The sequence below is a fragment of the Spirosoma flavus genome, assembly GCF_054778555.1.
On the sequence record NZ_BAAGZL010000001.1, the window covers coordinates 320252 to 333502 of the forward strand.

At 46.6% G+C, this 13251-nt stretch carries 11 protein-coding genes and 1 tRNA gene; 10 read left to right on the forward strand and 2 right to left on the reverse strand.

Annotated elements, in window-relative coordinates; all coding sequences use genetic code 11:
• The first annotated feature begins 175 nt into the window (after nt 1–175).
• From ACYVF1_RS01290 to ACYVF1_RS01310, 5 genes are all read left to right on the forward strand, one after another.
• Nucleotides 176–1348 carry a pyridoxal phosphate-dependent aminotransferase gene (locus ACYVF1_RS01290; RefSeq protein WP_461074819.1) on the forward strand — a complete coding sequence of 391 codons (1173 nt, stop codon included), beginning with the start codon at nt 176–178 and terminating at the stop codon, nt 1346–1348.
• A 75-nt stretch (nt 1349–1423) separates the two neighbouring features.
• Complete coding sequence (locus tag ACYVF1_RS01295; protein WP_461074821.1) at nt 1424–2998, forward strand: flavin monoamine oxidase family protein; 1575 nt, start codon at nt 1424–1426, stop codon at nt 2996–2998.
• 87 nt (nt 2999–3085) lie between these two features.
• On the forward strand, nt 3086–4081 hold the full coding sequence (locus ACYVF1_RS01300) for a Hint domain-containing protein (protein WP_461074823.1): 996 nt from the start codon (nt 3086–3088) through the stop codon (nt 4079–4081).
• Nucleotides 4082–4193: 112 nt separating this feature from the next.
• Nucleotides 4194–4703, forward strand: coding sequence for a gamma carbonic anhydrase family protein (locus tag ACYVF1_RS01305; protein WP_461074825.1), 510 nt, complete (start codon nt 4194–4196; stop codon nt 4701–4703).
• Between the two features lie 55 nt (nt 4704–4758).
• Nucleotides 4759–5376 (forward strand): HupE/UreJ family protein, encoded by a 618-nt coding sequence (locus ACYVF1_RS01310; RefSeq protein ID WP_461074827.1) that lies wholly within the window; start codon nt 4759–4761, stop codon nt 5374–5376.
• 10 nt (nt 5377–5386) lie between these two features.
• Here ACYVF1_RS01310 and ACYVF1_RS01315 read toward each other — a convergent pair whose 3' ends face one another.
• Nucleotides 5387–6262, reverse strand: a complete 876-nt coding sequence (locus tag ACYVF1_RS01315; RefSeq protein ID WP_461074829.1) for a hypothetical protein — start codon at nt 6260–6262, stop codon at nt 5387–5389.
• A complete protein-coding gene (locus ACYVF1_RS01320; protein WP_461074831.1) occupies nt 6262–7674 on the reverse strand; it encodes an MBOAT family O-acyltransferase in 1413 nt (470 codons plus the stop codon). The genes ACYVF1_RS01315 and ACYVF1_RS01320 overlap by 1 nt, the downstream gene beginning before the upstream one ends.
• 256 nt (nt 7675–7930) lie before the next feature.
• Here ACYVF1_RS01320 and ACYVF1_RS01325 point away from each other — a divergent pair, with 256 nt between their 5' ends.
• The 5 genes from ACYVF1_RS01325 to ACYVF1_RS01345 all read left to right on the forward strand — a co-directional run bounded on the left by ACYVF1_RS01325 (nt 7931) and on the right by ACYVF1_RS01345 (nt 13251).
• On the forward strand, nt 7931–10339 hold the full coding sequence (locus ACYVF1_RS01325; protein ID WP_461074833.1) for a M1 family metallopeptidase: 2409 nt from the start codon (nt 7931–7933) through the stop codon (nt 10337–10339).
• Nucleotides 10340–10441: 102 nt separating this feature from the next.
• Nucleotides 10442–10515: transfer RNA gene (locus ACYVF1_RS01330), tRNA-Pro, on the forward strand.
• 572 nt (nt 10516–11087) lie between these two features.
• The gene (locus ACYVF1_RS01335; protein WP_461074835.1) at nt 11088–11924 is read left to right on the forward strand and encodes a MotA/TolQ/ExbB proton channel family protein; all 837 of its coding nucleotides are present in this window, start codon (nt 11088–11090) and stop codon (nt 11922–11924) included.
• Between the two features lie 62 nt (nt 11925–11986).
• Nucleotides 11987–12613 carry an ExbD/TolR family protein gene (locus ACYVF1_RS01340; RefSeq protein WP_461074837.1) on the forward strand — a complete coding sequence of 209 codons (627 nt, stop codon included), beginning with the start codon at nt 11987–11989 and terminating at the stop codon, nt 12611–12613.
• 101 nt (nt 12614–12714) lie between these two features.
• Complete coding sequence (locus tag ACYVF1_RS01345; protein ID WP_461074839.1) at nt 12715–13251, forward strand: ExbD/TolR family protein; 537 nt, start codon at nt 12715–12717, stop codon at nt 13249–13251.

Genomic DNA, 13251 nt, shown 5'->3' on the forward strand with positions numbered 1-13251 from the left:
GTGTCAAGAAATTTGGCCTGCAGAGTTTATTGCCAAATATCACATAAGTTTTTTTCGTGGCGGAAATGACTTTATGTTGGCATTAATTCGTACTTTCACAAAACCCTATCTACTAACGAGTTACATTTTGTTTTACTTTTATTTTATCCAAGATTAATACAAAAAACTATATACCATGTCATCACAACTAACACGTCGGGACTGGCTCCGTGCCAGTGGTCTTCTAACGGCAGGTTTAGGACTTGCCCGGTTCTCATCCGCCGAAGCTGCTAAGCCAAATACTCCCTTCGTTTCGTCATTCACGAATGAATTTGCATTTGCCGACGACCCATTTAGTAATATGCCCAAACTTCGGGCGCGTCTGTTTGCCAATGAGAATCCGCTGGGAATTTCGAAAAACGCCAAAGAAGCCCTGATTAAGGCAACTGAGATAGGAAACCGCTATGCCTGGATGGAGTTTGCTGAGCTAAAAAAACTGATTGCTACAGACGATGGCGTTAAAACTGAGCAGATTATGATGTCGCCTGGCTCATCGGACGTACTGATGGCAGCCGCTGATTATTTTTCGAAAGGTGGCGGCACGATTCTGACCAGTGTGATGACGTATGATGATTTGCTGCAACGGGCTGAGAAGTTTGGAGCAAAAATCAAAGCCATCCCGATGACGAAAGACTATAAATTTGACCTCCCAGCGATTAAAGCCGCCATTACGCCCGATGTCAAAATGGTTTATATCGTTAATCCAAATAACCCGACGGGCACCATTGTACCAACGGCTGAACTGGAAGCATTTTGTCGCGAAGTAGCACCGAAAGTTCCGGTGTTCATCGATGAAGCCTATATCGATTTCTTTGAACCCGCCGATCGTCCGAAACTTGGTAAACTGGTCAACGAAGGCTTGAATGTAATTCTGGCGCGTACGTTCTCAAAAATACACGGTTTTGCGGGCTTGCGACTAGGGTATGCTATCGCCCAACCCGCGATGCTCAAAACCTTACGCGACTATACCAACGGCGACTTTGCCGTTAGTATCACTACGTTGATGGCGGGTATTGCCAGTTATCAGGATAAAGAATGGCAGAATCATTGCCGGGCCGAAAATGCCAAAGCTCGCGCTTATACCACTAAAGCGCTTACCGATTTAGGGTATGAGGTAATTCCTTCGTCAACCAATTTTATCCTATTCCCAATTCGTATGAAAACCGCTGCCTTCAGCAATCAAATGTATGGGCAGGGCATTGGCATCCAGACTCGCGATTTTGGTGGACAACCGTTCTGCCGGGTTAGCGTCGGTACGATGGACGAGATGGCTATTTTCGTAGAGGGTTTTAAAAAAGTAGTAGGGTAAAAAATGGATAATGATCAATGAATAATGTATAGTCAACTAATTATCATTAATCATTATCCATTAAACATTTAGTGAATGACAAGACGCGACTTCATCAACGCGACAAGTGCCAGTTATGCTAGTCTTCTAGCGTGGGGAATGCTTCACCCAGCGCCTGCTTCAGCATTCAATTTGCCTGCCAACGGACAGCGCAACGACGGAAAAGGGCGAAAAGTAATCATTTTAGGCGCAGGTCTGGCCGGTATGACAGCCGCCTACGAACTCGGCAAACTTGGCTACGAATGCACCGTTCTGGAGGCTCGTCCCCGCTCAGGTGGGCGCGTATGGACGATTCGGGGCGGTACCAAAGAAACCGAAATCGGTGGTGGCAGCCCTCAAACCTGCTCGTTCGATAATGGTCAATATTTCAACGGGGGAGCCGCCCGGATACCGCACCACCACCAGCTTACTCTTCAATATTGCAAGGAGTTGAACGTACCACTCCAGCTTTTCAATGGTGCCAACGAGTCAGCTTATCTCTATAACGACGGCGGCACGGGTGAGTTGGCAAATCGGCGGATGCGCATCAGTGATTATCACAACGATATGCGTGGCTATACGGCGGAGTTGCTATCTAAAGCCCTTGATCAGTCGGCGCTGGATCAGCAATTGACGAAAGAGGACGTAGAGAAACTCATTGACTTTCTGAAAAACGAAGGTGATTTAAACACAGCCCATCTGTATAAAGGCACAAATCGGCGCGGCTATAAAACAAAGAGTGACCCAGGGGCTGGTAACACACCCGGTACGCTCACGGACCCTTACGGATTGACCGATTTGCTACGTTCGGGCTTCATGCAGCCAGTTTTCTACAACGTCGGTGATTATGCTTATGAGCAACAGGCTACGTTGCTGCAACCCATCGGCGGCATGGATGCGATTCCTAAAGCGCTAGAAAAAAAGCTGATGGGCAAGATTGTATTCAATGCCCCGGTTAAGGAATTACGAAAGACCGAAAATGGAGTCCGAGTCGTCTACCAGAAAGATGGCAAACCCGTAGAACTAACCGGCGAATTTTGCGTCTGTACATTACCGTTACCGATGCTGAAAAATCTTGAATCGGATTTGTCAGGTACGATTAAGCGGGCAGCCGACTTTATTCCTTACATGAAAACGGGAAAAATTGGTTTGCAATTCAAGCGCCGATTTTGGGAGGAAGACGACGGAATTTACGGTGGCATTACACGTACCAATATGGATATCAATCAGATATGGTATCCGTCGTTTGGGTTGCAGGAAGCAAAAGGAGTGTTGATCGGCTACTACAACTTCTACAGCCGGGCCGAAGCTGTTGGTGCTTTGCCCCTTGCTGAACGCGAGAAACTGGCTCTAACGATGGGTGCCAAAATACATCCGCAGTATTCCGGTGAATTTGAGAATTCGTTCTCGTTGGCTTGGCATCGCACGCCTTATAGCGAAGGCGGCTGGGCCAATTACGACGATGCTACGCGAAAAAAATATTACCCCGCCCTGCTCGAACCAGACGGTAACATCTATTTCGCAGGTGAACACACTACGTACCTGACGGCCTGGATGGCTGGTGCGTTTACGTCGGCACGTAGAACCGTTGAAGCGATTCACGCGCGAGTAGGGGAGTATAGCAAGAAATAAAGGCGTCAACAGGTTTTGGCTGTTGACATAAGCGCTTATCTCATAATGACTTAGAGGCAGCAGCCGGAACCTGCTGCCATTAAAACCATGAAAAACAACCTACTATCAATCCTGATTTTTCTTTGCTGCGCGGTAGCAACTCAGTTATTGAGTCAGCGCGTTTGGGCGCAAACGGCCTCGGCCAGCATGACGCTTGAACAGTTGAAGGCGATCAAAGCCATCAAAATCGCCAACCTCGATAAAGATACATACTTCAAATCGGGCGGCTTCATTCTGGATCGTTATGAGGAACGTCCCGCTTATGTCTTTGCGTACAGCGATGGCATCACGCGAAAAATCTATCTCTACAAGGTCTTCTCTGCTGAAGATACAAAAGAACTCGGCCTCCTGGCCATCTATCAGAATGGAAAAACCAATGAAATAAAGCCATTCGTAATTCCAGGGGCTTCCGCCGATCGCAAAGCCTGGGATGCTTATATTGATGACCTCAAATACGTTGGCGAAAAGGAGCCGGGTTTAATGTCGACGTTGACGTTCGTGCTTTCACGCGAGATGGCGGGCCTATTGTCTGGCAGCGCTGGTAAATCAGATGAAGGTGGAGCTAAGAAAAAAGAAGAATATAACTTCTGTTTTGCGCCAACTGCGCCCGTTACGTTGGCTGATGGATCATCAAAACCAATCAGCACCGTTCAGGTGGGTGACGTAATTATGGGATATAACGTAGTGACGAAATCGCTTGCTCCAACGAACGTAACACGTGTGGATATGCACAAGGGCAATTTTGCGCTGGCCAGCGTTTGGTTAGCACCTACTCAGGAGCTTACCGCCAATACACGTAACAACCCTGCTACGTTAACCCTGGTTGAAGCCACGGCTAACCACCCTGTTCTGACGGCGACTGGCCAAAAGCAATTAGGCAACGTAACGACTGGCGATATTCTTTACCGAATGGAAAATGGCAAATCGGTAACGTATCGCGTAGTTAGTGTTGAAAAATCAGTACGTTCTGTAAATACTGTTTACAATCTTTCGACGGAATCGGGCGCGTATCTGGTGCACGAAACAATCGTGCTGGACAAATAATACCGCTCTTGCTACGTAACGCGGCCAACTTATGCACATGGTTAGAATGACTATGTGGACAAGTTGGTCGCGTTACCTATTTTTGCCGCAAACGAAAAATAAGCATTAAACTATGGCATTGATAAAGCCTGTGCATGGCATTCATCCTCAATTCGGTGAAAACTGTTGGTTTGCCGATAATGCTACGTTAGTTGGGAAAATAACCATGGGCAGCGATTGTACTGTCTGGTTCAACGCCGTGGTGCGGGGCGATGTAAACACCATCACCATCGGCAACCGGACCAATATTCAGGACGGGGCTGTTATCCATTGTACGTATCAGCGTTATAAAACAACTATCGGTAACAACGTATCAATTGCCCACAATGCCGTTGTGCATGGCTGTACGCTCGAAGACAACGTATTAGTCGGCATGGGCGCTATTGTGATGGATGGCGCTGTGGTAGGTTCGGGAAGTATTATTGCGGCTGGCGCCATTGTTACGCAACATACTATTGTACCGCCGGGATCAATTTATGCAGGAAATCCAGCTCGTTTTCTAAAAGCTGTCTCGCCAGAACAGGCCGAAATTTTCAGTCGCACGGCCAACAACTACGTCATGTACGCTGAATGGTTTAAATAAATCGGCTTTACTGATGTTACTGCTATGTTGACCCTCTCAAACTCTCCTTTTATTGATGGATGATTTTCTGATTTACCTGCGACTCGGGTTCGATCATATCACCGACCCAAGTGGCTATGACCATATTCTTTTTGTAGTGGCTCTGTGTGCTGTTTATACCATTCAACAATGGCGGCAGGTTTTGATTTTGGTAACAGCCTTCACGATTGGGCACTCTATTACATTAGCGCTGGCAACGCTCCGGCTGATTCAATATAAAACTGAAGTAATCGAACTCTTAATTCCGATCACTATTCTGATTACAGCTTTCACCAACTTCTTTTTTCAGGAGACAAAATCAAAATCAACTTCTGGAAATCAACGTAGCAGAAACCGCCTTCGTTATGGATTGGCGATGGCATTCGGCCTCATTCATGGTATGGGGTTTTCGAACTATCTGCGCAGTTTACTGGGGCGAGAAGCCGAAATTGTGAAGCCGTTGCTGTCTTTTAATATTGGTCTGGAAATCGGTCAGCTTCTGATTGTCGGCCTAATGCTGTTGCTGGCGTTTGTGGTACTGGATATTCTCCATAAATCCCGATTGCGCTGGGTGTTGGTCGTTTCGGGAATTGTCGCGGGGATGGCTCTTTCGCTTATTATTAACAACGAGTATCTGCATGAATTAATGCAGTAGCCTTACGTTACTAATCAGACGTAGAAGCTGGCTGCGAAATAGTTAATTGCTCGTACAGATAGCGCGTGTACCGAACGCACTCATTACGTGGCAGGTGAACGCCATCTGTTGTTTGATAGGTATCAGCGGGGTAGGGGATATGCTGATACAGTGAAGCAGGAAACGTAGTGCTAACCAACTCCCGCAATCGACGACTGACGTTAGAGTTGCGAATACGCGGGTCGGTTGGCATCTCAAAAAAAACCAGCTTCGTGCCCCGCTTTTGTAGGTCCTGAATATACGTATCGGCTACGTCAATCGTCTCTTGTAGGGCTTTATCCTGTGGTTTATCACTTGTCTGGCTGAGTCGTTTATGCACCAGACGTGTTACAAAAGCGGTGTCGACTGTTTCTACGATTTCGTCCGTCGCTCCTCCGCGCCAGTCACGTAGCAAGGCTTTCATGACACCAATTGGCTGATATTTAAGCCGCATGATTGGTAGGTATTCCCGAATTTGCGACCAGCCGGGTTCTATAAATTTGCGGAAGAACGTAGTGTCAGGCTTCCGATCAAACGTGTTTATTTCGATCAATACCAACTTTGGTCGGTAGCCAGCATGGGCAATCAATTGTAACCCATCTTCCGACGTCATTCCTTCCAACGCTAAATTGTAATAATGGCCCTTGTGTCTCGGCAAGCTATCAAAAAGCAGTCGGTTACTCATCGAAGATCCGACAATGATTGTATCGGCCTGCGCTCCGTCTTCGTAGAGGAATTCTTCGCCTTTGACCGTGTTACGTTGCTCAACCGTTTGTGCCGTTCGCCGGATACTGCTCCGAAAAACAGTAATGAACAAGCTGTAGGCCAGCAGTAATAATAACGTTGTGAATAGCGCTTTCCGAATCATTAGAATTGAAAATAGATAAACGCTCCCCCCGAACCACTATTCGTAATCACTAAAAAAATCATGATGGCGTAGGCCGCAAACTCCCAGGCAGGGTGCTTTTGGGCTTCGCTTCTACGTTCACGTAACAGATAATTGACGTGATATAGAATAACGGCCAGCGCATATACCGCAATCAGACTGAGCACGCGCCCATCGTTAGGTTTGTCGATGTTATTCACTAGCGCCCGGCAATACGCGATAACGTGGTTGAAATCAGGTAGTTTGAACAACAACCACAAAATGGTTACGTAGGCGAAAACGATAATACCACGAATGAACTCACTCAAACGAGTTGGTTTCGTTGGAAATAAATTGTCAATAAACCGCTCTACAGCTAATGCAAGTCCGTGAGCAAAACCCCAGATAGCATAACTCCAGGCGGCTCCGTGCCATAATCCACCCAAAACCATCGTCAGCATCAGGTTTAGGTATGTTCGAAATGCACCGTGCCGGTTTCCACCCAAAGGAATATATAAGTACTCGCGCAAGAAGCTAGAAAGAGAAATATGCCAGCGTCGCCAGAAGTCGGAAAAAGAAACCGCTACGTATGGAAAGTTGAAATTGATCGGGAAATCGTAGCCAAATAGCCCAGCCAGACCAAGCGCAATAAGTGAATATCCAGCGAAATCGGCGAAAATCTGCATGGAATAACCGAACAATAGTCCCACTAACGTAAGCGATGAGTAGGCTTCAAAGTACGGATACGTTATGAGAGTCGTGTGGTCTTTGAGGTTGTCGGCGATGACCATCTTCAAAAAATAGCCAACTACCAACGCCCGGAAACACTTATCCCAATGGATATCCTGCCAGAACTTCGGCTTGATCTGGGGTAGAAAAAAATACGCTTTTACGATTGGGCCAGCTACTAATTGCGGAAAAAATGCTTTAAAGAAAAATACGGTTTGTGCGTGCTTCGCCAGATTTTTCGCGATCATCGACCGAAATTGTGGTACGTCGCGGTTTCGGTACGTATCGACTACTAAACTAATCCCCTGAAACGTAAAGAAGGAAATGCCAATGGGCAACGGGAGCGCAATCAGCGTCTCAGCCAGTGAGCTATCGGCGGGCAAAAACGTACGACTCAATAGGGGGCCGTATTTAAAAAAACAAAGGATACTCAGGTTGGCCACAACGCCCCAGACGGCATGAAAGTGACGTCGGTCGCTACGTCCGTAAATTACGAAGTAACTAGAAACGATATTGATCGAAACAGAAAGTAATAGTAACCACAGCAAATCGGCCTGATTGGCGGCATAAAACACCAGACTCGCCAGAATAAGTATTGGCACTTGCCACCGACGTAGCAGTGGTAAATAATAGAGAATCAGGGTTATGATTACCAGAACGACAAATTCAAAACTGGTAAAAAGCATTTTTTAGGACAAGTAACGTAATGGTATAAGTAGCAATATTAAGGACGAATAGGTATTTGAAACAAAAAATACTTTTTCATCGGTCGGTCTAAACGACAGCTGTATGGAACCGCACTACGGACAATGGAACGTAGTGAAACAACGTAGCGCTACGTTGTTGTAACGGTTTTGGTACATTACAATCAGATTAACTGCTAATATATTTTATACTTTTTATTTACTTTTACGTGCATTTCATGACAACTACAACCTAACTATGCAAAAGATAATTTTGCTGGCGGCCACTCTGGCCGTTTCAGTTTGGTCGGCACGTGCGCAGGCACCAGCAGCCCCAACTCAAAACGCAAATACGCGGTTTGAACAACTGGGTCCTATGTTACCGACACCCAATACGTTCCGCACAGCCGCTGGAGCACCTGGTAAAGATTATTTCCAAAACCGGGCTGATTACGATATCAAAGTAGAACTGGACGACGCCAATCAAAAAATCATCGGGTCAGAAACCGTTACGTATCACAATAATTCGACGGATGAATTACCCTTCATCTGGCTCCAGCTCGATCAGAATCTGTTTGCTAAAGGCTCTACAGGTAGCGTTACTCGAACGGGTGGCGTTAGCGAAAGCGGCATGAGTTTCTCTCAGTTGCAAAATCTGACGTCCGTACGCGAGCGCAGCCAGCAGCAGGCGACGGATAAATTCGGTTACAAAATCACGGCGGTAAAAGATGCCAAATCGGGTAAGGCGCTGAAGTATACCATTAACCAGACCATGATGCGAATTGATCTGCCAACGGCACTGAAGCCAGGTGCCAGCTATTCGTTCAATGTCGACTGGAATTACTTCATTACCGAGTATTACGGACGTAGCGGGATGGAGTTTTTCGCGAAAGATGGTAACTACAATTACTTTATTGCTCACTGGTTTCCTCGCCTTTGTGCTTATAACGACGTAAATGGCTGGCAGAATAAACAGTTTTTGGGGCAGGGTGAGTTTACACTAATTTTCGGTAACTATAAAGTAGCCATCACCGTTCCAAGTGACCACGTAGTTGGCGCAACGGGCGAATGTCAGAACTATAAGTCAGTACTCTCGGCTACGCAGCAGAAACGCATGGCGCAGGCTGCTACGTCGAAAACGCCGGTTGTGATTGTGACTCAAGCCGAAGCCGAAGCCGCTGAGAAAGCGAAACCCGGCGATACGAAAGGTAAGAAAACTTGGGTTTATAACGCTCAGAACGTTCGCGACTTCGCTTTTGCCAGTAGCCGTAAATTCATTTGGGATGCTATGCAAACAGATGTTTATGGAGATGGACACAAAATCTGGAGTATGTCTTTCTATTCAAAAGAAGGAAATCCGCTGTGGGGGCAATATTCAACCCGCGTAGTGGAACATACGCTGAAGTCATATGGCAACCGTACCATTAAATATCCGTATCCGGTAGCGATCTCTTGCCACGCTACGGCTGGTGGTGGTATGGAGTATCCAATGATATCGTTCAATGGTGGACGGCCGGAGCCCGATGGTACGTATTCGGCGCAGACCAAAGCGGGAATGATTGGAGTAATCATCCACGAGGTTGGTCATAACTTCTTCCCAATGATTGTTAATTCCGACGAGCGTCAGTGGACCTGGATGGACGAAGGACTCAATACATTCTGTCAGTATCTGGCCGAGAAAGAGTGGGATTATGAATTTCCATCACGCCGGGGTGAGCCGCAATACATTGTCGATTACATGAAGTCGGATAAATCGGTGCTTTCGCCAATCATGACTTCTTCCGATAACGTTATTAGCCTCGGGCCAAATGCCTATGCCAAACCAGCTACAGCGCTCAACATTCTGCGCGAAACCGTCATGGGCCGCGAATTATTCGATTATGCATTTAAGGAATATGCACGTCGTTGGGCGTTCAAAAGCCCCGAACCTGCTGATTTCTTCCGTACGCTGGAAGATGCTTCTGGCGTTGACCTCGACTGGTTTTGGAAGGGGTGGTTCTACGGCGTCGAGCCTGTCGACCAGGATTTAACAGAAGTAGAATGGTATCAGGTAGATTCGGGTGATCCGGTTGCGACGAAGGCCGCAGCGAAGGCCGAAGCGCAACGTAGGGCGGGCACCATTAGCAAGCAACGCGACGCTGCTACCAAAGCTGAAACTGTTGTCGCTAAGGATTCGACCATGAACGACTTCTATAATAGCTATGACCCATATGCCGTCACCGAAAATGACAAAAAGAAATACCAGGATTACCTGGCATCGCTGAGCGAATCGGAACGTAACACACTTACGTCTACGGCCGGTACGAACTTCTACACGCTTTCGTTGAAAAATAAGGGTGGTGTTCCAATGCCGGTTATCATTCGGATGCAGTTTGAAGACGGTACCGATTCGGTGGCTCGCTTCCCAGCTGAAATCTGGCGTTTCAACGACGTATCGATTAAAAAGGTCATTGCAACCCCTAAGAAAGTAACGCAGTGGACGCTTGACCCGTATCAGGAAATCGCTGACATCGATACCGAGAACAATTCGTTCCCCCGCGTATCACAGCCCACGCGATTCCAGTTATTCAAGCAACGGCAGAGCCCGTTTGCGCCACAGGGCCAGAATCCTATGCAACAACGTGGAGGTACTCCTCCACCGGCCAGGCAGGGTAGTGGGAGAAATTGATGAATAAAGGATAGTGAACAATGTGTAATGGAAGTAGCAGGGTAGAAATTACACGTTAGTCATTGCACATTGTTCATTATCCATTAGTTTTGCAGTCCCTTTCGGGATGTAGCGCAGTCCGGTAGCGTGCTTGCATGGGGTGCAAGAGGTCGTGGGTTCGAATCCCGCCTTCCCGACATTGATGAAGAGACGTAGCAAACACTACGTCTCTTTTTTTATTGCCTTGCTACGTTTGGTCGAATGAAAGCGTATAGAACGTAGTACGCTTTCCAAGCCGCCGTTATGTTTTCAACGCCCCAATCCACATTTTTTTAAAGTTGTTTGTGGAATCTGGCACTACGTTGCATCTATCCAGAAACAGACGGTTAATTTTTCTATGAGAGCTTATAAAAACATTCTTAACAATTATTTCATGAGCCATGCCCCTCCCTAACTACATATTAGGTAGAGTGTTATTTGGAAGGTTTTTGATTCAGGAATTGACAAACAAGGATTTAAGATCCTGATTATCCGCAAAAAAATAATTCAACAAAGTCAGATATATCCAAGTATTTATTGTTGAATTACAATATGAGTGAAACATTTGCCAAATAGAATTGTGTGGTTTTTAACGGAAATCACATATTTTTGTGGAGGTTCGACGGTATTTCTATTAAATTTTTAACCGGACAAACCGAAAGAGTCTAAATTTTTCACTTTTTTTACCGGGTAAACCAACTTTTAATTTTAACCCTACAGTCCAGTTCCAATGAAAACACAAACACCCTCTCCAGCGCCCGCTAAAGCACCAGCACCAAAAAAGAAGTCGTCGGGTGGTCTGAATCCAGCGTTCGTAATCCCGGTTCTGCTACTCATCGGTATCCTGACGTACATGTTCGTCTTTGGTGATGGCAGCCACTTCCAGGAAGGCGACAATACCAAAGAACCTCTCCCAGGCGATTATTTCGGTACCGTGTATAAGGGGGGATTCATCGTACCTATTCTGTTTACCTGTTTTCTGACGGTACTGGTATTCTCGATCGAGCGTTTTATCACGATTGGTCGTGCAAATGGTTCAGGTTCGATCGATGATTTCGTTCGGAAGATTAAAGGTCAACTTGACCGTAATGAAGTAGCTGCTGCTATTCAGGAGTGCGACCGTCAGAAAGGTTCGATCGGCAACGTAGTAAAAACGGCTCTGTTGAAGTATCAGCAACTGGCTACGGATCCTGAACTGAACAAAGAGCAGAAACTGGTTGCCCTACAGAAAGAAGTAGAAGAAGCTACTACGCTTGAACTGCCGATGCTGGAAAAGAACCTAACCATTATTGCTACGCTGGCTTCGGTATCTACGCTGATCGCCCTGCTCGGAACGGTACTTGGTATGATTCGGGCCTTCGCAGCTATGGGTGCTACGGGGCAGCCTGACACAGCCGCTCTGTCGACGGGTATCTCTGAGGCTCTTGTAAACACGGCGCTTGGTATCGGTACGGCTGCTATTGCTACGATTATGTATAGCTACTTCACCAGCCGCATCGACGTACTGACGTACAACATCGACGAAATCGGTCTGAGCATCCAGCAGAACTTTGCTGCTCACTACTAGTCGTTGACAAGTTGATGTAATTAACCCACCTGCCTTTTGGGCAGGTCGAAACAGAACAACTTATGCCAGCAGTTAAAGTAAAACGTGCCAGTTCGTCGGTGGATATGACCGCGATGTGTGACGTAGCGTTTCTGTTGCTGACGTTCTTTATCCTAACGGCCCAATTCCGGGCTCAGGATGCCGCCAGTATTGAAACTCCCTCGTCTATCTCTGGTATCAAAGTACCCGATAAGGACATCATGACCATTGGTCTTGGCAAGGATGGTAAAGTCTATTTCGGTATCGATAACCAGCAGAATCGCATTGCCATGCTGGACAATATCGCAGCCGCAAAAGGTATTACCTTCACCGATAATGAAAAGAAAGAGTTTGCCCTGATGTCGAACTTCGGTTTGCCAATAGCCCAGCTTAAATCGTTCCTGAGTATGCCTAAAGAGCAACAGGCGAAAATTAAGCAGCCAGGTATTCCGACAGACTCAACAGGAGCAGCTGCTACAAACGAGCTGAAAGACTGGGTATTTAATTCGCGTAAAGCGAACAACGGCCTGCGGATTGCGCTGAAAGGTGATAATCTGGCTAAATTCCCAGAGTTCAAAAACGTACTTGCTACGTTACAAGCACAGAATATCAACAAGTTCAACCTGATCACGGGTACGGAAGCTCCTCCCGCTGGTTGGACAGCCGATTAACACAGTTTTTAGTTCAGGTTTTCGGTTTACAGTTTTCGGCTGGTAGTCTTTGACAACTAACTGAGAACCTAGGAACTGAAAACTGTAAACCTAATCAAGCCATGGCAGAAATTAACACTGGCGGTGGTGGTGGTAAACATGATGGTGGTAAGGTACGGTCCAAGAAAGCGTCGACCCGGGTGGATATGACCCCCATGGTTGACCTGGGCTTCCTTCTAATTACCTTCTTCATTTTGGCCACCACCCTGAGCAAGCCATCTTCGATGACGCTCAACGTGCCAGACAAAACAAAACAAGAAGAAACAGAGCCTATTAAGGCCTCTAACGTAATGACGGTCTTTCTGGGGAAAGACAACAAAGCACATTACATCTTCGGTAAAGCCGCTAACGAAGACCCGGAAGTGAAAACAGTTGGGTATGGTTATGAATTTCGTCAGGCGCTTACCGAGAATGTTAAAAAAGTAGGTGGAGAAAAATTCGTAGTAGTAATTAAACCTACGAAACAATCGACCTACAAAAATATGGTTGATGTGCTAGACGAAATGGCGATTACCAAACTGAAACGCTACGCACTTGTGGATCAGTTGACGCCGGACGAGAAAAAACTGTTAAAGGACAAAGTTAAATTAGACGCATAA

Bases quoted from the DNA above. Each gene is read 5' to 3' on its own strand.
- ACYVF1_RS01290 (WP_461074819.1), top strand. From the start codon at position 176: ATGTCATCACAACTAACACGTCGGGACTGGCTCCGTGCCAGTGGTCTT.
- ACYVF1_RS01295 (WP_461074821.1), top strand. From the start codon at position 1,424: ATGACAAGACGCGACTTCATCAACGCGACAAGTGCCAGTTATGCTAGT.
- ACYVF1_RS01300 (WP_461074823.1), top strand. From the start codon at position 3,086: ATGAAAAACAACCTACTATCAATCCTGATTTTTCTTTGCTGCGCGGTA.
- ACYVF1_RS01305 (WP_461074825.1), top strand. From the start codon at position 4,194: ATGGCATTGATAAAGCCTGTGCATGGCATTCATCCTCAATTCGGTGAA.
- ACYVF1_RS01310 (WP_461074827.1), top strand. From the start codon at position 4,759: ATGGATGATTTTCTGATTTACCTGCGACTCGGGTTCGATCATATCACC.
- ACYVF1_RS01315 (WP_461074829.1), bottom strand. From the start codon at position 6,262: ATGATTCGGAAAGCGCTATTCACAACGTTATTATTACTGCTGGCCTAC.
- ACYVF1_RS01320 (WP_461074831.1), bottom strand. From the start codon at position 7,674: ATGCTTTTTACCAGTTTTGAATTTGTCGTTCTGGTAATCATAACCCTG.
- ACYVF1_RS01325 (WP_461074833.1), top strand. From the start codon at position 7,931: ATGCAAAAGATAATTTTGCTGGCGGCCACTCTGGCCGTTTCAGTTTGG.
- ACYVF1_RS01335 (WP_461074835.1), top strand. From the start codon at position 11,088: ATGAAAACACAAACACCCTCTCCAGCGCCCGCTAAAGCACCAGCACCA.
- ACYVF1_RS01340 (WP_461074837.1), top strand. From the start codon at position 11,987: ATGCCAGCAGTTAAAGTAAAACGTGCCAGTTCGTCGGTGGATATGACC.
- ACYVF1_RS01345 (WP_461074839.1), top strand. From the start codon at position 12,715: ATGGCAGAAATTAACACTGGCGGTGGTGGTGGTAAACATGATGGTGGT.